General features: G+C 39.7%; 18 protein-coding genes. 17 read left to right on the top strand and 1 reads right to left on the bottom strand.

Annotation, left to right across the window (positions count from 1 at the left end; genetic code table 11):
- Positions 1-105 precede the first annotated feature (105 nt).
- The 15 genes from NST12_RS10465 (at position 106) to NST12_RS10395 (ending at position 21096) form a co-directional block, all read left to right on the top strand.
- Entirely contained in the window at positions 106-1296 is a 1191-nt protein-coding gene (locus tag NST12_RS10465; protein WP_341101140.1) for a DNA polymerase IV, read from the top strand.
- A 241-nt stretch (positions 1297-1537) separates the two neighbouring features.
- Positions 1538-2950 carry an NADP-dependent phosphogluconate dehydrogenase gene (gndA, locus tag NST12_RS10460; RefSeq protein WP_040341911.1) on the top strand — a complete coding sequence of 471 codons (1413 nt, stop codon included), beginning with the start codon at positions 1538-1540 and terminating at the stop codon, positions 2948-2950.
- A 635-nt stretch (positions 2951-3585) separates the two neighbouring features.
- Positions 3586-4749 (top strand): PucR family transcriptional regulator, encoded by a 1164-nt coding sequence (locus NST12_RS10455; RefSeq protein WP_328202051.1) that lies wholly within the window; start codon positions 3586-3588, stop codon positions 4747-4749.
- A gap of 125 nt (positions 4750-4874) precedes the next feature.
- Positions 4875-6242 (top strand): aminotransferase class III-fold pyridoxal phosphate-dependent enzyme, encoded by a 1368-nt coding sequence (locus NST12_RS10450; RefSeq protein ID WP_048623642.1) that lies wholly within the window; start codon positions 4875-4877, stop codon positions 6240-6242.
- A gap of 18 nt (positions 6243-6260) precedes the next feature.
- Positions 6261-7412: an iron-containing alcohol dehydrogenase family protein gene (locus NST12_RS10445; RefSeq protein WP_048624489.1), complete on the top strand. Its 1152-nt coding sequence runs from the start codon at positions 6261-6263 to the stop codon at positions 7410-7412.
- 168 nt (positions 7413-7580) lie between these two features.
- Positions 7581-8807, top strand: a complete 1227-nt coding sequence (locus tag NST12_RS10440) for a Zn-dependent hydrolase (RefSeq protein WP_048623641.1) — start codon at positions 7581-7583, stop codon at positions 8805-8807.
- 116 nt (positions 8808-8923) lie between these two features.
- The gene (locus NST12_RS10435) at positions 8924-10450 is read left to right on the top strand and encodes an NCS1 family nucleobase:cation symporter-1 (RefSeq protein WP_048623640.1); all 1527 of its coding nucleotides are present in this window, start codon (positions 8924-8926) and stop codon (positions 10448-10450) included.
- Positions 10451-10542: 92 nt separating this feature from the next.
- Complete coding sequence (locus NST12_RS10430) at positions 10543-11892, top strand: NAD(P)-dependent oxidoreductase (protein ID WP_048623639.1); 1350 nt, start codon at positions 10543-10545, stop codon at positions 11890-11892.
- A gap of 17 nt (positions 11893-11909) precedes the next feature.
- Positions 11910-13190, top strand: coding sequence for an NAD-dependent dihydropyrimidine dehydrogenase subunit PreA (gene preA, locus NST12_RS10425; protein ID WP_048623638.1), 1281 nt, complete (start codon positions 11910-11912; stop codon positions 13188-13190).
- Positions 13191-13209: 19 nt separating this feature from the next.
- Positions 13210-14625 carry a dihydropyrimidinase gene (gene hydA / locus NST12_RS10420; RefSeq protein WP_341101135.1) on the top strand — a complete coding sequence of 472 codons (1416 nt, stop codon included), beginning with the start codon at positions 13210-13212 and terminating at the stop codon, positions 14623-14625.
- A 58-nt stretch (positions 14626-14683) separates the two neighbouring features.
- Positions 14684-14920 (top strand): hypothetical protein, encoded by a 237-nt coding sequence (locus tag NST12_RS10415; protein WP_048623636.1) that lies wholly within the window; start codon positions 14684-14686, stop codon positions 14918-14920.
- 358 nt (positions 14921-15278) lie between these two features.
- On the top strand, positions 15279-17006 hold the full coding sequence (locus NST12_RS10410) for an ABC transporter ATP-binding protein (RefSeq protein ID WP_412678311.1): 1728 nt from the start codon (positions 15279-15281) through the stop codon (positions 17004-17006).
- A gap of 163 nt (positions 17007-17169) precedes the next feature.
- Complete coding sequence (locus tag NST12_RS10405) at positions 17170-18018, top strand: MurR/RpiR family transcriptional regulator (protein ID WP_003355255.1); 849 nt, start codon at positions 17170-17172, stop codon at positions 18016-18018.
- Positions 18019-18811: 793 nt separating this feature from the next.
- Positions 18812-19696: an N-acetylmuramic acid 6-phosphate etherase gene (murQ, locus tag NST12_RS10400; RefSeq protein WP_048623634.1), complete on the top strand. Its 885-nt coding sequence runs from the start codon at positions 18812-18814 to the stop codon at positions 19694-19696.
- Positions 19697-19716: 20 nt separating this feature from the next.
- On the top strand, positions 19717-21096 hold the full coding sequence (locus NST12_RS10395) for a PTS transporter subunit EIIC (protein ID WP_048623633.1): 1380 nt from the start codon (positions 19717-19719) through the stop codon (positions 21094-21096).
- Positions 21097-21224: 128 nt separating this feature from the next.
- On the opposite strand, the gene NST12_RS10390 is transcribed toward NST12_RS10395, so the two are convergent.
- Positions 21225-22586, bottom strand: coding sequence for an IS4 family transposase (locus NST12_RS10390; protein WP_087960047.1), 1362 nt, complete (start codon positions 22584-22586; stop codon positions 21225-21227).
- Between the two features lie 191 nt (positions 22587-22777).
- Here NST12_RS10390 and NST12_RS10385 point away from each other — a divergent pair, with 191 nt between their 5' ends.
- On the top strand, positions 22778-23851 hold the full coding sequence (locus NST12_RS10385) for a DUF871 domain-containing protein (protein WP_341029921.1): 1074 nt from the start codon (positions 22778-22780) through the stop codon (positions 23849-23851).
- Positions 23852-24256: 405 nt separating this feature from the next.
- The gene (locus tag NST12_RS10380) at positions 24257-25126 is read left to right on the top strand and encodes a Cof-type HAD-IIB family hydrolase (protein ID WP_048623631.1); all 870 of its coding nucleotides are present in this window, start codon (positions 24257-24259) and stop codon (positions 25124-25126) included.
- Positions 25127-25384 lie beyond the last annotated feature (258 nt).

The following is a 25384-nucleotide window of genomic DNA, read 5'->3' as shown; positions in this document are numbered from 1 at the left end:
AAGGAAATCTTTTAGTTGCTTTCATTCATCGGAGGAGCGCTCCATTGTTTTCTTCAAGCTGACAATTGGTATAATAAATTACAGAATGAATGGAGGTGGACGGAGGTGAAGCGGTATTACCCTAAAAACGGTCGAGTGATTTTACATGTCGATATGAATAGCTTCTATGCTTCGGTTGAAATGGCCTACGATCCATCCTTAAAGGGTAAACCATTAGCGATTGCAGGTGATCCTAAGCAACGAAAAGGGATTGTCGTCACATGCAGCTATGAAGCTAGAAAGTTCGGAGTAAAAACGACTATGCCAATATGGGAAGCGAAAAAACGCTGCCCGGAACTGATTGTGAAACCGCCGAATTTTGATCGGTATCGGACCTTATCTCAGGCGATATTTAACATTTTGCGTGAATACACTCATCTGGTAGAGCCTGTTTCCATCGATGAAGGGTATATGGATATTACAGAAAGCTATGAATGGGGAACGCCGATTGAAATCGCCGAAGACATCCAAAAAAGACTTCAAAACGAATTGGACTTGTCTTCCAGCATAGGGATTGCTCCCAACAAATTTTTAGCGAAAATGGCTTCCAATATGAAAAAGCCGATGGGCATCACAATATTGCGCAAAAGAGATGTGCCTGTTCGATTATGGCCGCTTCCTGTTGAGGAGATGCACGGAGTGGGGGAGAAGACGGCTGCGAAATTACGAACGATTGGCATTCAGACGATTGGCGATTTGGCAAAAGCGAACGATATCCAGCTGAGATCTCTTCTAGGCATCATCGGGGTGCGTCTTCGCGAGCGGGCAAATGGTCGAGATGATCGAAAAGTGGATCCGGAGTCAGTGAATGAGCGCAAAAGCATTGGAAATTCAATGACTTTGCCTCAAGATGCGGAAAGTGAAGAGGAATTGTCCGAGGTGACTCACAAGCTGGCTGAAAAAGTCTCATCTCGTCTTAAGGAGCGGGGACTGCTCATGACCCATCTTTCGGTTATGATTCGCTTTCGAAACAGACATACGATCACGAGAAGCAAGAAATTGGACAGTCCGACGGATTCAGTGGGAGACATTCAGCGGATTTCTCGGGCGTTGGTTTTAGAACATTGGAATGGCACCCCTGTTCGTTTGCTTGGCATCACAGCACAAGATTTAGTGGAAAAAGAAGAGGCTTACAAGCAGCTGGATTTATTTACGTACCAAAAAGAAGCCAAAATAGAGCCTCTGTTGGAAACGATGGAAAAACTGAAAGAAAAATTTGGCAGCCAAATCATTCAAAAAGGGTTCCCGCGTTCTTAACAAATGAAAAAGTGGCGTTTTTCTTTTTTAAAACATCCCGATTTGGAATGAATAGTGAGAAAGGCGATTCTTTCACCATCGGGAAGATTGTCAGAAGAAATCATGGTCTCTATTTGAACGTTATTCCGTTATATAGGAAAGACGATGGTCTGATTCAATCATTTGCAACCCACGTCGAAAATTGATACAGTAAAATAGCGATAACAGCTTTAAATATAGTGCAGAAGGGGCGTAAGAAATGATGGCAAAACAACAAATTGGTGTAATCGGATTAGCTGTTATGGGAAAAAATTTAGCACTCAATATTGAAAGCAAAGGGTACTCTGTTTCGGTTTATAATCGTTCAAGAGAAAAAACAGATGCCTTATTAGAAGAAGCAAAAGGAAAAAATATTGTCGGAACATATAGTATTGAAGAATTTATTGATTCCTTGGAAAAACCGCGGAAAATTTTGTTGATGGTCAAAGCTGGAGCTCCGACGGATGCAACGATTGAACAATTAAAACCGCATCTCGAACCGGGCGATATTTTGATTGATGGAGGAAACACTTTCTTCAAAGATACACAGCGCCGCAATAAAGAGTTGAGTGAATTAGGCATTCATTTTATCGGCACTGGGGTATCCGGAGGAGAAGAAGGAGCATTGACCGGTCCTTCCATTATGCCCGGTGGACAAAAAGAAGCATATGATCTTGTTTCGCCCATTTTAAAGGATATTTCGGCTAAAGTGAATGGCGATCCATGTTGTACATATATTGGTCCAGACGGTGCCGGCCATTATGTGAAAATGGTTCATAATGGCATCGAATACGGCGATATGCAGCTGATTTCAGAAGCATACTTTTTACTGAAGAATTTGCTTGGTTTAAATGCTGATGAACTGCATCAAGTTTTTGCCGAATGGAATAAAGGTGAGCTGGACAGCTATTTGATTGAAATTACTGCTGACATTTTTACGAAAAAAGATGAAGAAACCGGAAAACCGCTGGTAGATGTGATTTTGGACAAAGCGGGTCAAAAAGGAACAGGAAAATGGACCAGTCAGAGCGCGCTCGACTTGGGAATTCCGCTCCCGCTTATTACCGAGTCGGTTTTTGCCCGCTTTATTTCTGCGTTGAAAGAGGAAAGAGTAAAAGCAAGCAAGCTTTTAAAAGGGCCGGAAACAAAAGGATTCGAAGGCGATCGCAGCAAACTGATCGAATCGATCCGCAGAGCGCTTTATATGAGCAAAATCTGTTCTTACGCCCAAGGATTTGCACAAATGAGAGCAGCTTCGGAAGAATACAATTGGAATCTTCGCTACGGTGACATCGCCATGATTTTCCGTGGCGGCTGCATCATTCGCGCGCAATTTTTGCAAAAAATTAAAGAAGCATATGATCGAGATCCAAACTTAACGAATTTGCTATTAGATCCTTATTTCAAAGAGATCGTCGAAAAATATCAGTCTTCTTTGCGTGAAGTCGTTTCGTTGGCTGTCCTTCAAGGAATCCCTGTTCCTGCTTTTTCTGCTGCTTTGGCTTACTATGACAGCTATCGGACAGAAACATTGCCTGCCAACTTAATTCAGGCGCAAAGGGACTACTTCGGCGCTCACACTTATGAAAGAGTGGACAAAGAAGGCATTTTCCATACAGAATGGATAAGCAAGTAATTTTGAAAAAGAAACTTTGTTTTCATATATGAAGAGAGTCCCCTCATAGCAGAAAAATCTGTTTGCTATGAGGGGATTTTTCTATGGAAAAATTTGATCGTCTTTTAAGGTCCACTTTTTAACTGCGGCAGATCAGCGAAGATTTTTCCATTCTACCATTGAGAATAGAGTAGTTTTTTGTGAAACAGTATTTTAAGTTTAAGAGAATTTTCGAATTTCACAAAATCCCTTTAAAATCACTTTCATACTTGATAATGAAGAATCCAAACAGAATGGAATTTTAGGCAGTAATAGCTTTGACAACCATCGAAGCAAATCATGAGTATTCCTTTTATCCCGTCGCCTCAAAACAAATATACATACATACTAATGGGCTACACATGTAGAAACCTCATCCATCCCTTTTTTAACGCTGCCATAAGAAGGTTTTCAACATTCAGCAGTTTTATGATTTCGTCACACATGAGAATTTTTACTTTCCCAACATGTCATTCTTGTTATATTATTTAACAATTAAATCATAAAAAATGGTTGTCTGTTTTACGCATGGAAGATCCATTTATAAGCATTTTACATTGGGGAATCAGTATGATTGACTGATTTTTTACTTTGAAATGAAAGGAGTTTGAACGAATGTGGTGACTTTAAAAAAAATGGTCAATTTACCTGATTTTCAAATGCTTAAGTTGGTTGCCGGAGAAAAAGGGATGGATCGTATGATCACAGGAGTAAACGTAACGGAAAGTGTAGATTGGGTGGATTTTTTCAGACCAAATGAACTAATCGTGACAACCGGAATTAATATGGAAAATAATCCGGAGAAAGTGGTGGAAATGGTTCGATCTGCCTATCGGCGCAAGGCTGTTGGCATTGTGTTAAATACGGGGCCATATATCCCCGATATTCCTGAAGAAGTTTTGCATTTTGCTGAAAAATATCAGTTTCCCGTTTTTCAAATGCCTTGGGAATATCGTGTTGCCGATTTTATAAAAATGACCGTTCAATTTTTAATTTCGGAACAACACAAACAAACGAAAGCTGAACAACTTCTTTCGGATCTGTTATTTAACCATGATATTCATGAAGGAACAGTGGCGAAAGAACTGGCCCAACTCGGATTTAAAGAAGATGCCGATTTCGGAATCATCGTATGTACACCATCCCAACGCTCTAATAAATCTTCTTCTTTCGTTCAAATTATTGAACATGCCTTTACAAATAGATATGAAAATTTTCTTTCGACCATTTATCAAGATGAAATGATCTATCTTGTAGATCGTTCAAAAGTTCGTACACCGGAAATTCCTTTTATCAAAACGGTAGAACATATACAAATGATGATTAACAAACAAGAAGCGAATGTAAAACTGCTAGTTGGGATGGGGAATTTTTATAGAAATATTTTCGATATTCCTAAAAGTTATTTTGAAGCCAAAAAGGTTATTCATCTTGCCCGGCGTCATTCTGCCCCATTCATTTGTAAGTACAAAGATATTGGCGCTTATAAAATTATTATGGCCGTGAAAGATCGCAACATGATTGAGATGTTTCATCAAGATATGTTAGGTCTTCTTTATCGTTATGACAAGCTGCATAAAACGGATTATGTACATTTTCTTCGTGTATTTCTTGAAGAGGACGGCCAGACGACCAATATCAGTCGAAGAGAGTTCATTCATCGCAACACGGTGCTTTATAAAATGAAAAAAATAGAGTCAATATTAGATGTGGATTTATCACACTCTTATACAAAAACGAATTTATTACTCGCGTTTATGATTGAAGATATTTTGAGATAATATTCTCCTTGTCATATGTGCAAATGCACAATTTATTTTGTTTGAATATTCATTGTTTTCCGAATGATAAATAATGTATTCTTTATATGTAAGAATTAATAACATTGAATGGAGTTGCGAATCAAATGAAAACGATGGATGTGATTCAAACAAAAAAAGAAGATCAACAGTATGTCTTGCATTCATGGTCCAAACAAAAGAATATTCATCCGAAAGTCATCACGAAAGCTGAAGGCATTTTTTTCTGGGATGATGAAAACCGAAAATACTATGATATGTGTTCACAACTCGTTTACTTGAATGTTGGACATCAGCATCCTAAATTGTTGGAAGAATTTAAGCATATGGATGAAATTCCTATCGCTGCACCATCATTTGCGACACCATCAAAATCAGAACTCGCTCGCAAAATTATTGAAGTTGCGCCGGACAACATGGCGAAAGTATTTTTTGCAAACGGTGGAGCAGATTCAAATGATCATGCTATTAAAATCGCAAGGATGGTCACAGGACGTTATAAAATTTTTTCAAGGTATCGTTCGTACCACGGTGCCACATTCGGCGCCGGCAATTTAACCGGTGAAAATCGTCGATTTGCTGTTGAACCTGGGATGCCGGGTTTTATTAAATTTGATACACCTTATTTGTACCGGGAGTCTATTAATTTTGAAAATGAAGAAGCGGCAGCAAAGTTTTACCTTGATCGGTTGCACAATCAAATGCTATATGAAGGACCGGAATCCATTGCTGCTGTATTTCTTGAACCCATTCCGGGCAGCAATGGTGTTCTCATTCCGCCAAAAGGATATCTTGAAGGGGTGCGTGAATTATGTGACCGCTACGGAATTCTTATGGTTTGTGATGAAGTGATGTCGGGATTTGGAAGAACGGGAAAAATGTTCGCGGTCGATCATTTTAACTTCCAACCAGATATGATGACGTTTGCTAAAGGGGTAACAAGTGGTTATAGCCCGCTTGGCGGTGTGATTGTCAGCCGAAAAGTGGCGGAGTTTTTCGATGACCATGTATTAATGACAGGTTTAACATACAGCGGACATACCGTTTCAACCCAAATCGGGTGTGCAACGCTTGATATTTATAAAGAAGAAGGTCTCATTGAAAATGCTTCTGAAGTAGGTGAAGTGCTAGGAGCAAGATTGGAAAAACTAAGAGCGTTTAACTCAGTTGGTGATGTTCGTCATATCGGTTTATTCGCAGCCGTTGAACTTGTTAGAGACAAAAAGACAAAGGAACCGATTATATCGTATGGGATGGATTATGGAAAAGATGAAGCGGGATTAATGAAAACATTCATTCATTTATTGAATGAAAAGGGATTTTATACGTACTCGCATGAATCCAGTGTGATCATTGCACCTCCATTAATCATTACAGAACAACAGATAAATGAGGCGATGGATCTTTTCGAAGAAGCATTGACCAAGTTTGAAAAGGAGCATTTATTCTCTGCTGGAACATTGGTAACTAAATAAATGAAAGGAATTCACGGAATGGAAAAATTTTTTTATAAACAACCAGTACCGATTGATTTTGGCCCAGGCAAAATAAACTTATTACCACAAATCATAAAACGATTAAATAGGAAGCGCGGGATATTAATTAGTGCCCCGTCGATGGTTCGCAACGGTACGGCACAAAAAATTATGGATCAAGCGGAGGGGCGTATTGTAACGATATTTTCGGATATTCAAACAAACCCGACTGTGTATAACACGGATGCCTGCGCCCGCATCATTCGCGAATACAAATGTGATTTTGCCGTGGCTTTAGGAGGAGGGAGCATTTTAGACTGTGCAAAGGTTGCTTGTTTTGTGGCCGAAACGCCCTATAGTTCTGCTGACTTTTTATCTCGTGAACGTTCAGTGACGAAGCCTGGAATTCCTTTAATCGCTGTACCGACAACGGCTGGAACGGCGAGTGAAGTGACATCTGTTTCAGTGCTGACAGACACGGAAAGAAATGTGAAGGCTCCTCTCTCAAGCGATTATTTCTATCCGGCCTATGCGTTAATAGATCCTGAACTAACGGTCACTTGTCCGCCCGATGTGACTGCATCGAGCGGTCTGGATGTCCTGGCCCATTCACTGGAGGCATACTACGGAAAAAAGCATCAGCCTTTCACCGATATGGCGGCGGAAAGAGCAGCGTCGATTGTTTTCAAATATTTATTAACCGCCTATCATGAGCCTGAAAATATGGAGGCAAGAGCAAAAATGAGTGAAGCTTCCGTTACGGCAGGTCTGGCATTTAATATGACACAAACGGCTGCTGCGCATGCATGTTCTTATCCACTGACACAAGAGTTTCATATTCCTCATGGCGAGGCTTGTGCTTTTACTCTTCCTTCCTTTTGGAAAATCAATAGCCGGCTTGGGTTCGAATCGGAACGTCTTCAAGCGTTCAGTAGGAGGCTGGGTTTCAAAGATTCGGAAGACTTGGCGGATCGAATAGACGAAATGAAAAAGGAAATGGGGTTAAGAATGACATTGGAAGAAATAGGGGTGTTGACAGAAGGAGATTTAGATAAACTTGTATCTCATAGTTTTTTTCCTAATATGATGAATAATCCAGTTTTGATGACGAAAGAAAGTTTAAAAGAAATGTATAATGCTTTGCGGAAAAAAACTAAAAAAATTGTGTGATGAAATATGACATTAATTCAGCAGTATGGAAGTTTTCTTGGTTTGAATTATCGTAATTTTCTTTAAATGATTTTAGGCTGGCTATTTCTTCAATGAAGGAATAAGGAAATAGATCAAATAAGGCGATCAATACGACAATTTGAAATTGTAAATAAGGAGGACTGCCAAATGCAACAACAAAAGATCTTAATTCATTCGGACAGATTGAAAAAGACGTTAGAAACGTTTGCGGAATTTGGCCGTACAAAAAATAATGGGGTCACACGATTATCTCTTTCAAAGGAAGATATAGCGGCTAGAGATTATTTTGTTTCGTGTTGTAAAGAAATAGGAATGACAGTAAAAATGGATGATATGGCTAACATTTATGCAACGATGGCAGGTGTTGAAGACAAACCTCCTCTTGTGATGGGTTCCCATTTAGATTCGGTAACGAAAGGCGGGAGGTTTGACGGTGTTCTTGGCGTGGTTGCTGCATTAGAAATTGCTCGTACGCTTCATGATCATCATATTCAACCAAAGATTCCATTTACGATTGTCAATTTTACAAATGAAGAAGGAGCAAGATTTGAACCGGCCATGATGTCTTCAGGTGTACTTTCCGGGAAGTTTGAGAAAACGGAAATGATGAAGAGCCGAGATACTGACGGGATAACATTTGGTGAAGCCTTAGCTGCTAGTGGATATAAAGGTGATATTGAAAATCGTTTGAAGGAAGCTACCGCTTTTTTAGAAATGCATATTGAACAAGGGCCGGTATTAGAAAGTGAAAATGTGAAGATTGGCATCGTAGAAGGTGTAGTTGGAATGGTGAATTATGAAATGGAAGTAACCGGTGAATCAGATCATGCCGGCACAACACCAATGAACATGAGAAAAGATGCCCTCTTTACAGCAACGGATATTATGACTGATTTGCGTAAAAAACTAAATCAATTAGACAGTGATTTAGTGTACACGGTGGGAAGAATGAACGTTCTTCCCAATATACACACGGTGATTCCGAATAAAACTATTTTTACGCTTGAAGCAAGACACAAAGATCCGAAAGTCATCCATCAAGTTGAAGAAGCCATTCAAGATTTACCGAAATCGCTAAAAGGCTGCGCTATATCCGCAAGAAAACTATGGGGGCGTGATACGGTAGTGTTCGATCAAAAACTATGTGATCGACTGGAAAAATCAGCTCAATCGCTCGGTTATTCAAGTAAAAGAATGTACAGCGGAGCGGGGCATGATGCCCAATTTATTGCCAGTTATCTGCCTACAGCTATGATATTTGTACCTAGCGTCAATGGAAAGAGCCATTGTGAAGAAGAGTTTACATCTTATGAAGAATGTGCGAATGGAGTGAATGTCGCTTTGGATACGGTTCTTTCCATTTTGGATTATTGATTCGTACCGTTGAAAAATATGTATAAATCATTGAATGTTGATTTTTAAATCTGAATATTATGTTTATTCAAAAAACAATTTATTGATCATCATAAATTGATTAAAGGGTGAAGTCTATGAAATCGCAAATAGAAGAAAATGGCATAGTCACTTTAACCAATGAAGCAATGGATAGTATAAAAGGGAGCAACTTATGGAATGAAGACTTAAGGCCGACAACGAAAGAAGAACATTCATGGTCGGGCATGAATTTTGCTACTTTGTGGATGGGGATGTGCCTTATCATTCCTTCTTATACAATGGCCAGTGGCATGATTTCGCTGGGAATGAACTGGTGGCAGGCATTGCTCACTATTTTTCTTGGGAATTGTATCGTCTTGATTCCCATTTTATTAAATGCACATGCTGGAGCAAAATTCGGTATCCCATATCCGGTGTTTGCCAGATTATGGTTTGGTTCCAAAGGAACTCACATCCCCACCTTGGCACGTGCCATTGTTGCGGCTGGTTGGTTTGGAATTAACACATGGATTGGCACAACAAGTATAGACGCTCTTTTTGCCCGTGTTTTTTCGGGATGGGTGAATTTTCCTTTTCATACAGCGATTGTATTTATGATTTTTTGGGCGCTGAATGTTGGCATAGGAGTGAAAGGGCCTGAAGCGATCAAATGGCTAACGATCATTGCAAGTCCGATTGTCGGTCTTTCTTCCATCATCTTATTCATTTGGGCAATGACCCATATTCATGGTTGGGGGCCGATTTTAACAGCACCAAGTAAATTTCATTCTCTTGGAGAATTTTTGTCCACTTTCTTCCCTGCTTTAACGGGTGTTATAGCTTTTTGGGCAACCTTAGCCCTAAATATTCCTGATTTTGCTCGTTATGCCCGACAACAAAAATCGATGATGGTTGCACAAAGCTTGGCTCTACCCATAACTATGACGGTATTTTCTTTTATTGGGATATTTGTCACATCCGCAACCGTTGTGATTTTTGGAAAGGCTATTTGGGAACCCGTTGAATTATTAGCAAAATTTCCGACATTCATTGTTTTCCTTGGAGCCATTGTCATTGTTATTTCATCCATAACCGTAAATGTAGGGGCAAATCTTGTCGCTCCTGCCCGAGCTGCAGAAAACTTGTGGCCAAGGAGAATTACATTTTCCATTGGTGCTATACTGACCGGTTTATTTGCTATAGCGATGCAGCCATGGTATCTCATGTCGAATTTTCAAAACTTGATTTTTGGTTTTCTTGGAGGATACGGCGCTCTTCTCGGACCTATCGACGGTATTGCCATCGCAGATTATTGGATTGTTCGTCGACGCCGTTTGGCGTTGAGAGAATTATATCAAGTGAATGGACGTTATAGTTATTCTTCAGGAGTGAATAAAAACGGCATTTACGCTTTAATCATTGGAATTGTGATTCCGCTGGCAGGTTTAGTTATTCCGAGTTTGTCTTTCCTATGGAGCAATGCTTGGACGATAGGTTTGCTCGTGGCAATGGCGGTTTACAGTTATCTTATGCGCGACGATAAAAGTCTTCTATCATTAAAAGAGTATGAGGAAATAACCCTTTTTATGAACAACGATGAAACAAGTCAGAATCAATCAGCTGCGGTGAATGAGCTAAATTAAGTGACAGAGAATGAGGTCAAGGTAACAATAGATTATCAGATATTATGAAAGTTAGGAAAGGATTTAAAAAACCAGATAAAAGGGGTGTTCGAATGCAATCTTCAGTGACGTTGGATGATTTGCCATTGAATTTTCAAGAAGTAAAAAAAGATTTAAGTCCTAAAGAAGCGGTTGATGAAGCAAACCGATGTTTATATTGTTACGATGCCCCATGTACGAAGGCCTGTCCGACTGGTATTAACATTCCTGCTTTTATCAAAAAGATCGCTTCTGAAAATTTAAAAGGGTCTGCTCGTGTTATATTAGATGCTAATCCATTGGGAGCGACGTGTGCAAGGGTCTGCCCGACAGAGGAATTATGCGAAGGAGCTTGCGTTTTAAATGATATTTCAGTTCCTGTTATGATTGGGCAGTTGCAAAGGCATGCAACGAATTGGGCAATCCATCATCATCAACCGCTTTTTAAAAAAGGAAATCCTAATGGTAAGAAAGTGGCCATCATCGGAAGCGGTCCGGCGGGATTGTCTGGTGCCAGGGAACTTGCCCGATTAGGATACGAAGTAACGATTTTTGAGGCAAAAGAAAAAGCCGGGGGCTTGAACACTTATGGTATCGTGCCGTTTCGATTGCCGCAAGAAATTTCACTTTGGGAGGTAGAACAAGTAAAACAGCTGGGGGTAGAAATTCTGACTAATACAATTTTTGGTGAAGATATTATGGTAAACGAGGTGATGGAAGATTATGATGCAGTATTGCTGGCTATTGGAATGGGAAAGGTTCCGATGCTCGGCATCCCGGGAGAAGAGCTGCATGGAGTGTATGATGCGATTCAATTAATTGAAGAAATTAAAGATGGTGATATCACTGATCGTTTTATTGGAAAGCGTGCAGCAGTGATTGGAGCGGGAAATACAGCTATCGATGCGGCTACTTGTTTAAAACGTATGGGAGCATCTAATGTAAAGATCGTTTATCGAAGAAGTGAATCTGAGATGACGGCTTATGCCAGTGAGTATGAATTTGCCAAGCAAGAAGGAGTGGAGTTTAGATGGTTGACCCAACCGACAGAGATCATTGACGACGGGAACGGAAATGTGGGGAAATTGAAATGTTCTCGAACGAAATTAGGAGAACTTGATCATTCGGGAAGACGTTCCGTTGAAATAATTGAAAATTCCGATTTTTCGATGGATGTAGATATTGTCGTGAAAGCCATTGGTCAAACCCGTCATAAAAAATTGATTGAAGAACTTGGTTTAGAACATGATCAAGGCATCGTCAAAATTGATCCCGTAACCCATCAAACCTCTAATAAAAAATTATTTGCCGCCGGGGATGTCGTTGTTGGGAAGGGACAAGGTGATGCAATGGTTGTCAGTGCCGTTGAACAAGGAAAAAAAGCAGCACGCGCCATTCATAGGCACATACAAAGCAGCTTGTAAAAAAGGGGGAAAACGAATTGGCAGATTTACGAATTCATTTTGCCGGAATTCAATCAATGAATCCTTTTTGGTTGGCATCCGCGCCGCCAACCAATTCAGGATATCAAGTTCAGAGGGCTTTTGAATCAGGTTGGGGCGGAGTCGTTTGGAAAACGTTGGGCGATCCGATTCTGAATGTTTCTTCACGTTTTGCTGCATTCAATTATAACGGTCAAGTGATGGCGGGCTTTAATAACATTGAATTAATCACTGACAGACCGTTGGAAGTCAACTTAAAAGAAATTTATGAAACAAAAAAGAAGTTTCCTAAACATGTGATCGTTGCTTCTTTAATGGTAGAACCAAATCAAGAAAAGTGGCATGAGATTGTAAAAAGGGTGGAAGACGTTGGCGTTGACGGACTTGAATTAAATTTTGGCTGTCCGCATGGCATGGCAGAAAGAGGGATGGGAGCTGCCTCGGGGCAAGTCCCTGAATTGGTTGAAAAACAAACGTATTGGGTAAAAGAAGTAGCTCAAACCCCCGTGATAGTGAAATTGACCCCCAATATTACGGATATTACAGCAACGGCCTATGCTGCTGTTCAAGGCGGTGCTGATGCCATCAGTTTGATAAATACCATTAATAGTTTGATGGGGGTTGATTTGAATACATGGAACACGATTCCGAATGTAGCGGGAAAAGGAACGCACGGCGGTTATTGCGGCCCGGCTGTTAAACCTATTGCATTAAATATGGTGGCTGAATGTGCGCGTCATCCGGATATTTCTGTACCCATTTCGGGGATCGGGGGCATATCTACTTGGAAAGACGCAGCGGAATTTATGTTGATGGGAGCGACAAATATACAGGTATGTACAGCTGTCATGCAGCATGGATTTAGTATAGTGGAAGACATGATTGATGGGATGAATAACTATCTTGAAGAAAAAGGCTTACATTCAGTTATGGATCTTATCGGCCAATCTGTACCGAAGTACACAGATTGGGGCGATCTGGATCTCAATTATAAAGTAGTTGCCCACATTAATAATGAATCATGCATTCATTGCAATAAATGTTACATTGCCTGCGAAGACGCTTCACATCAATGTATTGAAATGCTATCAGATGAAAATGGTGAAAACATCTTAAAGGTAAGAGAGGAAGATTGTGTCGGTTGTAATCTTTGCTCCATCGTTTGCCCGGCAGAGGGGGCTATTGATATGGTGGAAAAACCAAGTCCAATCCCTCTCACATGGAATGAACGGCAGAAATTAATTGACCGTTTCTTATCCAATCAAAAGATGATTAGTTAAAAGATATGGAGGGAAAAAGATGAAAAAATTAATTAAAAATGGAACTATTGTAACGGCTGCTGATACGTATCAAGCGGATATTCTCATTGAAGGAGAAAAAATTGTTCAAATAGGTTCTGACTTGCTTGCCAATGGTGCAGAAGTAATCGATGCAGAAGGCGCATACGTATTTCCTGGGGGCGTAGATCCACATACACATTTGGATATGCCGTTTAATAACACGGTGACTGATGATGATTGGGAAACGGGAACGATTGCTGCCGCGTTCGGCGGAACCACTACGATTCTTGATTTTTGTCTTTCAACGGAAGATGACACTTTGAAAAAAGCCGTTCAAAGATGGCATGAAAAGGCGAAAGGAAAAGCGGCCATTGACTATGGATTTCACTTAATGCTATCCAATTTAGATGAACAAGTCGTTCAAGAATTGCCTGAAGTGCTTGAAAGCGAAGGAATCTCTTCTATAAAAATTTTTATGGCATATGCCAAGGAATTCCAAGCAGATGATCGGACGTTGTTTCGAACTTTTCAAATAGCTAAAGAAGTAGGAGCATTAGTGATGGTTCATTGTGAAAACGGAACAGTCATTGATGAACTTGTTAATCAAGCCTTGTCGGAAGGACACACTGAACCTATCTACCATGCTCTAACCAGGCCGCCTGAAGTTGAGGGAGAAGCAACTCACCGAGCCATTGAATTGGCTAAAATCGCCGATTCACAATTGTATGTGGTCCATGTTACATGCCTGGAAGCAGTCAAACAAATTGCTGAAGCACGCGCTAAAGGATATAAAGTATGGGGAGAAACGTGCCCGCAATATTTGGTTCTTGATCAATCTTATTTAGAGAAACCGGATTTCCAAGGGGCAAAATACATTTGGTCGCCGCCTCTTCGTGAAAAATGGAATCAAGATGTTTTATGGAATGCATTAAAGTCAGGCGTGTTGCAAACAGTGGGTTCTGACCATTGCTCTTTTAATTTTAATGGGAAAAAACAACTTGGTCGCCATGATTTTTCGAAGATTCCAAATGGCGGACCCTTTATTGAGGATCGATTCAGTATTTTATTTTCTGAAGGCGTGAAAAAAGGTATTTTGACATTAAATCAATTTGTTGATATTGTTTCCACTCAAGCCGCTAAATTATTTGGAATATTCCCTCAAAAAGGCACGATCGCTGTAGGAAGTGATGCGGATATTGTCATTTTTGATCCTAATGCAAAACGCTCGATTTCCGCTAATACCCATCATATGAACGTTGATTATAGTGCGTTTGAGGATATGAAAATTGTAGGAGAACCGATTTCGGTGCTTTGTCGCGGTCATTTTATTATTAAAGATAAGCAATTTGTAGGCACATTAGGAAGCGGTAAATATTTAAAACGCAGAAAATTCAACCAGGAAATAACGCCGACGGTATCTCAAGCAAAGATATAAAAAACGTATTGATTAAAAGCTACAGTTGGTCTTACCTGTTAAACAGGAGGTGTTCGAGATGTTTGATTCTGAATTATTCAGGGATGAAAAAAGAGAGATTGATACATTATTAGAAAAAGGGTATCAAATTGTAGCTGTGACGGAAAATTTAAGCGGTGCTTTTGTCGATTTTCGAATAACAGACAATCACAAACAAACTGAAGAAATAAAAACATTGCATATTATGACACCGAATGGTAGAAAATACTACTCAACAAAAATGCTTTTAAGAAAAAAGTTTTCTGAAACGATATAAATAACTATAAAAAATAAGAAAGAAATAAATTCCCTTATAGCAGATAACTATTATTTGTTATGCTATGAAGGGAATTTTTTTATGCTCTTCAAAATATAAGAGATTCCTAGTGAAGACGAACTTCGTTTACGGTTGTTTTTCAATGTTTGAGTTTGTTTTATCGTAGTGTTCCCGCCAGCAAATCCTGTATAAGCGTATCCTTGATCTGAAACAGGATTAGTTGTTTATCTTCTCTGTTGGATCGTATTGTAAAGTGCTTATGTTGCTTTTCCAAGAAGAGAGGAATCGACTGCAACGTTGTTGAAATATTTAGCGATAGAAGGAGTTGATTGGAGTGGAGAAAAATCGCCAAATACAAATGGACAATTGGAAAACTTTTTGGCAGTTAATCCGGAGCACGGATCCTCCCAAATGGATTTTGTTTTTGGCTGTAGCTTTCAGTTTGATCGAGACAGCGGTTGGACTCATAGTACCGTGGTTTACTAAATCTCTTGTTGACCAGATTTCTGAATCCGCGTTAAAGCCATCCATCATTCTTATACTTGCTGCTTCATTTATCGTTCAAACGATCACTTCCGGTTTTTCTTACTACTTCCTTACCTATATTGGAGAATATGTGGTGGCGGCGATTCGTAAAAAGCTTTGGAATCAGGTTTTATTACTGCCTGTTCCTTTTTTCGACAATCACGAATCAGGAGAAACGATGAGTCGAATTACTCAAGACACCAATACGGTGAAAATGCTGATCACCCAACATTTCGTGACGTTTCTGACCGGATTCATTTCGGTGGGAGGGGCAGTCTGTATTCTCCTTATTATCGACTGGAAAATGACCCTTATGATGGTGACGGCAGTTCCGGTTTCGCTTCTTCTCCTTTGGCCGCTTGGACAAAAAATGTACAAAATTTCAAAAGCCACCCAGGATGAAATGGCCGGTTTTTCCGCTCATCTTGGCAGAGTTTTGTCCGATATTCGTCTTGTCAAAGCTTACAGTGCAGAGAAAGAGGAACAAAAAAACGGGGAACAAGGGATTCATCATTTATTTCAATTCGGTCTAAAAGAAGCGAGAATACAGTCTGTCATTTCCCCTTTTATGACATTTGTGATGATGCTTGTTTTAGTTCTATTAATCGGCTATGGCGGCGTTCGTGTAGCCTCGGGCACGCTTTCATCCGGCTCGCTTGTCGCCATCATTATTTATATGGTTCAAATCGTTGTTCCTTTTAGCCAGATGGCTGTATTTTTCACCTCATTTCAAAAAGCGATGGGCGCAACAGAACGAATCCAAAGCATTTTGTCCTTTGAGAAAGAACCGATCGACAGATTGCCGGCAGTACAAAATTACGATCAAGACATACATTTTCGAAATGTTTCCTTTTCTTATAAAAAGGGAGAGCCTGTACTCAAACAAATAACACTCACTATTCCTTCAGGAAAAACAACAGCGATCGTTGGTCCTAGCGGCGGTGGAAAAACGACTTTGTTTGCTTTGTTAGAGCGATTTTACACCCCCGACGAAGGAGAAATATTGCTAGGGAAAACCAATATTGAAGAATTTCACTTACATTCGTGGCGCCGCAATATCAGTTATGTCTCACAAGAAAGCCCGATGATGTCAGGAACGATACGAGACAATATTTGTTATGGACTAAGTAGAGACGTTTCCGATCAAGAAATCATACAAGCGGCTAAACTGGCAAACGCAGCGGAATTTATCGATCGGCTTCCAAAAGGATATTGGACTGAAGTGGGGGAACGGGGAATCAAATTATCAGGTGGACAGCGGCAGAGAATCGCCATTGCACGCGCTCTTATACGCGATCCTAAAATCCTTCTTCTGGATGAAGCGACCTCAAACTTAGACAGTTCATCGGAAGTTCTTGTTCAAAAGGCCTTGCAGCGGCTGATGGAGGGAAGAACAACCATTGTTATTGCCCATCGTCTCTCAACGGTTATCGACGCAGACCAAATGGTTGTATTAGAGAAAGGGGTTATCACCGGGATCGGCACACATAGAGAATTGCTGCAAACCCATCCTCTCTACAGAGAACTTGCCGAACAACAACTACAAACTAGTTCGGAGTAATCATAAATGATATTTTTTGGATCGCAATGTTCAGACATGCCGTATAAGAAAAATATTTGTGTTTAAAGGATAGAAACGATACTTGCGATTCCTTTATCAGTTGACTCCTTTTCCAATTTCATTTTATAGTGAAACAAAGTAGTTGCATAATGGGGGAAATCATGTGAATTCGTTACTCGAGAGAATTAAGAAAGAATGGCATAAACTTACGGATGCAGAGCGGAAAATAGGTGAGTATATTTTAGAGCATCCTGAATTGGTTCCACATATGACGACGAAAGATTTATCGGAGAAAACGGGAGTCAGTGAATCAAGTGTAGTGAGGTTTTGCAAATCCATTGGTATGACGAGTTTTAAAACGTTTAAGATGGAGCTAGTCAAACATTTAACATTATCTGAAACAAATATTTCTGATTTCTCCATTTTACAGAAAAAAGATTTACCTTATGATTTATTTCAAAAAGTGACGTATGTGAACAAGTTAGCGATTGAATCCGTACTGACATCGTTGGATCGGAGAGAATTAGACAAAGCAGTAGATGTGATACAAAAGGCAAGAAAACTCGTTTTTTACGGTGTCGGCGGCTCAGCAACGGCTGCTTTTGATGCTCAGTACAAATTTACAAAACTGGGATTTCAATCGATCATGGCTCATGATTTTCACTACTTGCTTTCTCTTATTCCTTATTTAGATGAACGGGATGTTTTTGTGGCGATCAGTATGTCGGGGAAAACGAAGGATGTCCTTGAATTAGCTCAATTTGCCAAAAAAAAAGGCGCAACAGTGATCGCTATAACCAATATGGATAAATCTCCTCTTTATAAGAAAGCAGATATTCGGCTGTGTACACCGGTTGTCGAACAAGATTTTCGGATAGGAACCATTTCTTCAAGGATGGCACAACTTGATATTGTGGATGCCCTTTATGTAAGCGTGTTTAATCGAATTGGAGAGAAAGTAGTGGATCGGTATTATGAGGCAAGAAATGAAGCAGTGAAATTGCGTAGATAACCTTGAATCCAAAAAACATCCTTGGAAACGAAGGATGTTTTTTTAATGTGCGCCCGGCATGTACATGAACTATAGGGTGTAAGTCCCGAACCCCGAAGACAGAAGTAGAGGTTAGCCAAGAGCAAGGGTGTCCGTGGTGACGCGGAATCTGAAGGAAGCTGGAGGCAAAACACCGGTCCGAGGAACACGAACCTCATATAAGGCTAGGTATGATTGAGTGAGTTTGCATAACAAAACAAAGCTCTTTCTGTCGAAGGTCATATCGAGTAAATGAGGCGGATAGATGGTGTGAAAGTGCATGTACTTACCCGGGGAGGTCTGGCGGATATGTGAAGTACTCTTCATAACCTACTTAGTGATAAGTAGCTGAACCGTCAGAAGTCAGCAGAGGTCATAGTATTAGTTGGTCTAGAACAACTAAGAAGGACCGAACAATTAAGAGAGAATAGCCCTTGGTATTCAGTGAGTCATGATGAACACAGAAAACGTAGTACCTCACTTGAGGGAGGAAGCGGTGAATCCCGTGGGAGACCTCTTGGAGGGTGGAGTGACCACTGGCATAAAGAGAACAGCTATTCACGGAAGTTATAAAGACTTGCGTCAATTATCTTAATTGAACCGCCGTATACGGAACCGTACGTACGGTGGTGTGAGAGGACGGGAGTTAATCGCTCCCTCCTACTCGATTTCTGATAAATGAAACAAAATTTCAAAAATAAAAATGTAATTATTGACATTTTATTTCAGTCATATACAATAAAATCAAAAAATAAGTTTTAAAAAGGATGATTAGATGCTTGAAAAATTGACAACAGAACAAAGAAATGCCAGCACGATGGACTTAGATTTAATGTCAACAAGAGAAATATTGGAGGTGATGAACCGAGAAGACCAAACGGTTCCGCAAGCAGTTGCAACGCAAATCCCTTTGATTGAAAAAGCTGTTCAGTTGGTGATCCGATCTTTTCAAAATGGAGGCCGACTTATTTATGTAGGGGCTGGTACAAGCGGCAGATTAGGGGTTCTCGATGCAGTAGAGTGTATGCCTACATTTAGTGCACCTAAAAACATGGTAAGTGGTATTTTAGCAGGAGGTTTGGAAGCGCTTACTAAAGCGGTGGAAGGAGCTGAGGATAACGAATCTTTAGGAAAAGATGATTTGAAATCGATTTTCTTAAATGAAAACGATACGGTCATCGGATTAGCTGCGAGTGGAAGAACGCCCTATGTAAAAGGAGCGCTGTCATATGCAAAAGAACAAAAAGCGAATACGGTGAGCATTAGCTGCAATAAACAGGCAGAGATTAGTCAGTTGGCTGATGTGGCTATTGAAGTCGAAACAGGACCGGAGGTGTTAACGGGTTCTACAAGACTAAAAGCAGGAACCGCGCAAAAGCTCGTACTGAATATGATTTCAACAGCTTCCATGATCGGAATAGGGAAAACCTATCAAAATTTAATGGTAGACGTACAACCGACGAATCAGAAGCTAGTAGAAAGATCAAAGCGAATCATTATGGAAGCGACGGATGTTGATTATGAAACAGCCAGCCAATATTTTGAAAAAGCCAATCATCATGTAAAAGCAGCCATTATTATGATTTTACTTAAATGTTCATATGAGGAAGCCATAAAAAAACTGGAGAAGGCAAAAGGGTTTATTCGCAAAGCACTTTAGATCGGCTTGGAGGGAGAAGTATGACAAAAGAAGAACAGATTGCAAAGAAGATTCTCCAATACACGGGCGGTAAAGAGAATATCCGCAAATTGGCACACTGTATGACGAGAGTACGTCTTGAATTGAAAAACGAAGAAAAAGCGGATATAGAGGCATTACGGCAAATAGAAGGCGTCATGGGGGTCGTGGATGACGGCACTTTACAAATTATTGTAGGTCCGGGAACCGTTAATAAAGTAGCCGATGCCATTAGCCGTTCGACAGGGATTAAAATAGGAGAAGAAACGGCGGAACCAGATGAATTGACTTTTGAGGAAAGAGCTGCACTTAAAAAAGCCAATATAAAATCGAAAAATCAGACGCCTTTTAAAAATTTCTTGAGGAAAATAGGGAATATTTTTATACCTTTAATCCCTGGTCTTGTAGCTTCAGGGATTATCAATGGAGCAGCGAACTTTGCAAAAAATGTTGGTGTAGATGACAAGACGACTTGGATGCAAATTTTATTGCTAGTTGGTAGTTGTATTTTTACGTATTTAGCTGTTTTAGTAGGTTGGAATACGGCAAAGGAATTTAATGGCACTCCGGTTCTTGGAGCCATTGCCGGCATGCTGTTGTTTAATCCGGGTCTTGCTGAAATTCATATTTATGGAGATGCTCTTATCCCTGGGCGAGGCGGTTTATTCGGAGTCATTTTTGCTGCTTGGTTGATGACGGTTGTAGAAAAACAAATCAGAAAGATCATGCCGAATTCAATTGATATTATTTTTACTCCACTGATTACGGTATTGATCGTTAGTATTTTAAGTCTTTATGCGATACAACCTGTTGCAGGAGTCGTGGCCGATGGCATCACGACCGGAATCAAAGCTATCTTAGATGTCGGTGGCGTTATAGCGGGTGCGATATTAGCCGGATTCTTCTTGCCGCTTGTCATGCTTGGATTGCATCAAGGATTAACGCCTATTCATCTTGAATTAATTCATGCTACAGGGAGCACCCCGTTATTGCCTGTTTTAGCAATGGCAGGCGCCGGTCAAGTTGGTGCTGCGATTGCCATATTTGTCAAAACTAAAAATAAAAAATTAAGAAGTATTATTAAAGGGGGATTACCTGCAGGCTTTCTTGGAATAGGGGAACCGTTATTGTATGGAGTTACTTTGCCGTTGGGAAGACCGTTTGTTACTGCTTGTTTAGGCGCGGCGGTTGGCGGGGCCTTTCAAGCTTTTATGAAAACAGCTGCTTCTGCTATAGGAGTGTCAGGTTTGTCCCTTACACCACTTATTGTTGATAATAAATATTTTTATTATCTAATAGGCATTGTGATCGCTTATGCATGTGGCTTTATTTTCACTTACCTATTTGGTTATAAAGAAGAAATGTCGGAAAACATAAAATAATAGAAATATATTTTCGTTCAATGAAGAGAGAAGTGTCTGACAGCCAATCCATCTTGTATATAGGATTTTTCTATAAGAGTGGCCCCTATATAGATCGATGTCTGACACTTTTCTTTTTTATTAGTAACTCAACTTTCGCACACAGAAATATTTAAGCATTGCTTGATATAATTAGGTATAGTGGCCAACCATTTATTCATTTGATTTTTAAAGATGTCCATGTTCAAAGAAACCTCGGCTTCCGCCAAAGTTTGGAAAAGGTCAATAAGTGATTGAAGGGCAGTAATAAAATCTATGTCTTTTACATCTTCGCAAAGGATGTAAAAAAGGTTGCCAATCGTCTTAGGATCCTCCTCTTTTCGCATTTGCCAAGCAATGAGAATATATCGTGTAAAAACAATGGTTGTATGGCTAATTAACATGTCGTAGGAACGTCCCTGGAATTCTTTCTCTAAATTTAAAAGGGATTTATTGCATTTGAAGAAGACTTCAATGTCCCAACGCATGCCGTAAATACGAATGATCTCTTCATTTTCTAATGTTGTATCTGTGCTGAGAATGGCAAGCCATTCGCTCCGTTTATTACGGTTTCGTACAAATAGAATTTTTACTGGAATTCCATTGTCTAAAGTAGCATAAACGGATCCGCGAATGTCTTTTTTACCCATGTGAGGTTTTGCCAATTTGTAAAGTTGATTCAGTGTGAAACGTTCACCATTGTAAACGTATCGCTGCTTTAATTGCTTCACCAAGCCAATGACAAATAACCCTTTGTTCGTAATCTTCTCAATTAAAGGCGCTTGTGTAAACCAGGAATCCATGAGAACATAGTCAGCTATAATCCCTTTTTCAAGCGCATGATCAAGTAAAGCTGAAGCCACGTCCGGTTTTGATTTCAGAGCTTCCTGGCGACGCTTATAGCCAGATGTTCGTTTATCAATATTGGTATTGATTTCTTGCAGGCGATTTTCCTTTTTCGGTGAACTTAGAAGAGCAAAATCAACGGGAATAAAAGTAAAACTATCGGTCCAGCCAAGGGTAAGCATTTGAAACCCTTTCAAGTACTGATGGGTAGAGTGATCAAAAACCTTAGCCAACAGTTCAACCGACTTACTACGGTTTCTTGAAAAGACAGAATCATCAATCACAAAAGCTGTGACACGATCTTTTGAAGTTAATGGTTGAAGCAGACGGATCATTTCACTGCTTAATGAAAGCAGAAACTTTCTCCAATGATAGGTTGGTGTATTTAAAAAGCGATAGACTGTATCCTTTCCGGGCAGATCCTGAGATCGTTTACTCATAAAAGCACGAAACCAGTTCTTATATTGGAAGACTAAAAGAAAAATCAGTTTGAAAACAGTAAGACAAGAATACCCGGAAAGTTTCGTAATATTCGCTTTTCTTAAATGATATCCAATATTTAATTCGGAAAATCCTTGTTTAATTTCTTTTGGTAATTGCGCAAAGTAGTCTTTATTCGTTATCATAGTGGTGACACCTTTCTTTTGGATTTGGTTTCGTCACCAATATTTTACCAAAAGAATAGGTGTCTTTCTTTATGTTTTAAAAAATGTCAAATGATAATTTTGTACTTCCCAAAACCATTTACATCAAGCATTTAAACAAGATTTTGGACTGCGAAAGCTGAGTTAGTAAGATTTGAAAAGGAGCAATAGTGATGCGTGGAATATCGATTTACTTATCAGATTCAATCTCTCGTCATGAAGGATATATTGCCAAAATGAAATCAGCGGGCTTTACTTCGATCTTTACTTCTTTGCAGATTCCTGAAGAAAATCCGGATCTTTCTGTAAAACGTTTAAAAGAGCTGGGGGAATTGGCTAAAAAATATGGGATGGAATTAACGGTGGATATATCTCCGAAATCGCTCAAGCGTTTAGGCTGCACATGGGAATCAATAGACAGGCTTACGTCTTGGGGATTAACGGGTTTGCGCATCGATTACGGAATCAGTGAAGAGATCATCGTTGAATTATCTCGTAAAATGAAGATTGCTTTAAATGCAAGCACGTTAACAAAGGAGGGGATGAGACGCTTAAAGTCGTTAGGGCTATGCATTGAAAATACGGAAGCATGGCATAATTATTATCCTCGACCTGAAACGGGATTGGATAGAAAGGATTTTTCGCTGCAAAATGACTGGCTGCAAAAGGAAGGAATTCTTGTTGCGGCCTTTATTCCCGGAGATGAGGAAAAGAGAGGCCCTTTGTATTCAGGATTGCCGACATTGGAAGATCATCGCTATTCTTCACCTTTTTTAGCGTTTCTCGATTTAAAAATAAATGAGAGCGTTGATAAAATCTTGATCGGTGATGTTCGGATCAGCGAGAAAGCATTGGAACAGTTTTCTACATTCAATCAAAATATTTTTTTGCTGCGAGCGAAACCCTTTGTTCAAAATGATATCCTTCAAAAAGACATTTCTGTAGTGCAAACGAATCGAGTAGATGCAGCAAGAGATGTGATCCGTTCTCAAGAATCACGCGAAAATGGGTTAGTTGGTAAACCATTATTGGAGCCTATCCATACAATCGAGCGAAAAAAAGGGTCCATTACAGTAGATAATCTTCTGTATGGACGTTATCGAGGAGAGATTCAAATCGTAAAACGCGATTTGCCGGCAGATAAGAAAGTAAATGTAATCGGAAAGGTCATCGATGAGGATTTGCCCCTTTTGCCATTTATAAAAGGCGGAACAAAGTTTAAGATTAAATGGATGGACATCGAATAGACAATTTTTTTTGCGTGAATGAAATTTATAAGTATTTTATAATTTCGTAAAAGGCCCTTAATAATTCTTTTTTAATATAGAAAGTGTAAGGAAACCAATTGATCGCTTGATTTGAACCTCGAATCACTCAATCGCCCCCTTACAACAGCGTTAAATTCTTTTCATCGTCCAAGAAGGTGATTCAAAAAATGGCGGATTCGAAAGGCATATCGGAAAGAAAAATCGAGTACATATGATGAAGAAATGTTAATTGAATGGTTCCCGTTTATTTAAACATTTTTTTAAGCATTGGAACCTGCTGGTAAGAAAAAATTCGAAAGGAGATTCATGAACAAAGGAGAAAAAGAAGATGGAGGACAATTTGAAAAAGATCACCGAATATAAGCGAAGAAAGGTGTGGACCTCATGATTCGATGCATTGCATCTGATATGGACGGGACCTTATTAAACTCCAAACAACAAATTAGTCCGGCAAATCGTGACGCGATTCAATTAGCTCAAGAGCAAGGAGTCGAATTTGTGATTGCAACGGGGCGTTCTTATCAAGAAGCAAAAGAGGTTTTAGACGAAGCAGGGATCCGTTGTACAGTGATTGGGTTAAACGGTGCGGAAGTAAGAAATGAAGCAGGTGAAATTACTCATAGATCTGTCATTAGCGCCAAAACTGCCTCTCAAGTGGCGGATTATCTTGAAAAATTCGGGCTTTATTATGAATTTTTTACCAATAAAGGCATTTTTACAGAAGACTATGAAACAAGCATCGAAATGTTGGTGGATATTTTCCAATCGGCTAATCCCGAAGTTTCAGAAGAAGAAATCCGCATCCATCTTAAAAATCGCGGTGATATTCGACATATCCAAAACGTATACGACTCAAAAGAAATTTTCAATGATCCTTCCATTCGTTTTTTTAAAATATTGGCATTCGATAAAAAAGAGTCGCTGTTTGAAGAGCTCAGCACCAAGCTGGAGTATGAACTGGACGATATTCACGTGACGTCGTCAGGGTTTCGCAACATTGAAATCAACCATATCTCCGCACAAAAAGGTATTGCCTTGGAACGCTTTGTGAAAGAAAAAGGAATTTCTTTACAACATACGATGGCGGTGGGAGATAATTTGAATGACCTTTCGATGTTAGAAAGAGTCGGTTTTCCGATTGCGATGGGAAACGCGGTACAAGCAGTGAAAAATCTTTGTCCGTATGAGACAAGTAAAAACGATGAAGATGGCGTAGCCAAAGCGATACATAAGATTTTAGAAATCTGTAAATAACCAAGAATGGACCAGATATCTTTCATCCATGGAAAAAGAGGCTTTATTGAAGATGGCTGATCCTTTATATTGGCGTGATTGTATTTCCAATCTTATGGCTGAAAACATTTTTATGTAGCCGTTTGTTGATCCGATTATTCAATGCACACCTACCTGATTGCTGACATCATCCAGCGGCTAAAATCAAAGATAATAACAAACATCCTAGGAAATGAAAAAAGGCATGCAGGGTTATAACATGCCTTTTTTCATCATGCA

This window comes from Bacillus sp. FSL W8-1127 (assembly GCF_038006725.1).
GTDB classification, from domain to species: domain Bacteria; phylum Bacillota; class Bacilli; order Bacillales; family DSM-4216; genus Bacillus_O; species Bacillus_O smithii.
This window is presented reverse-complemented; position numbering and strand designations above follow the sequence as displayed.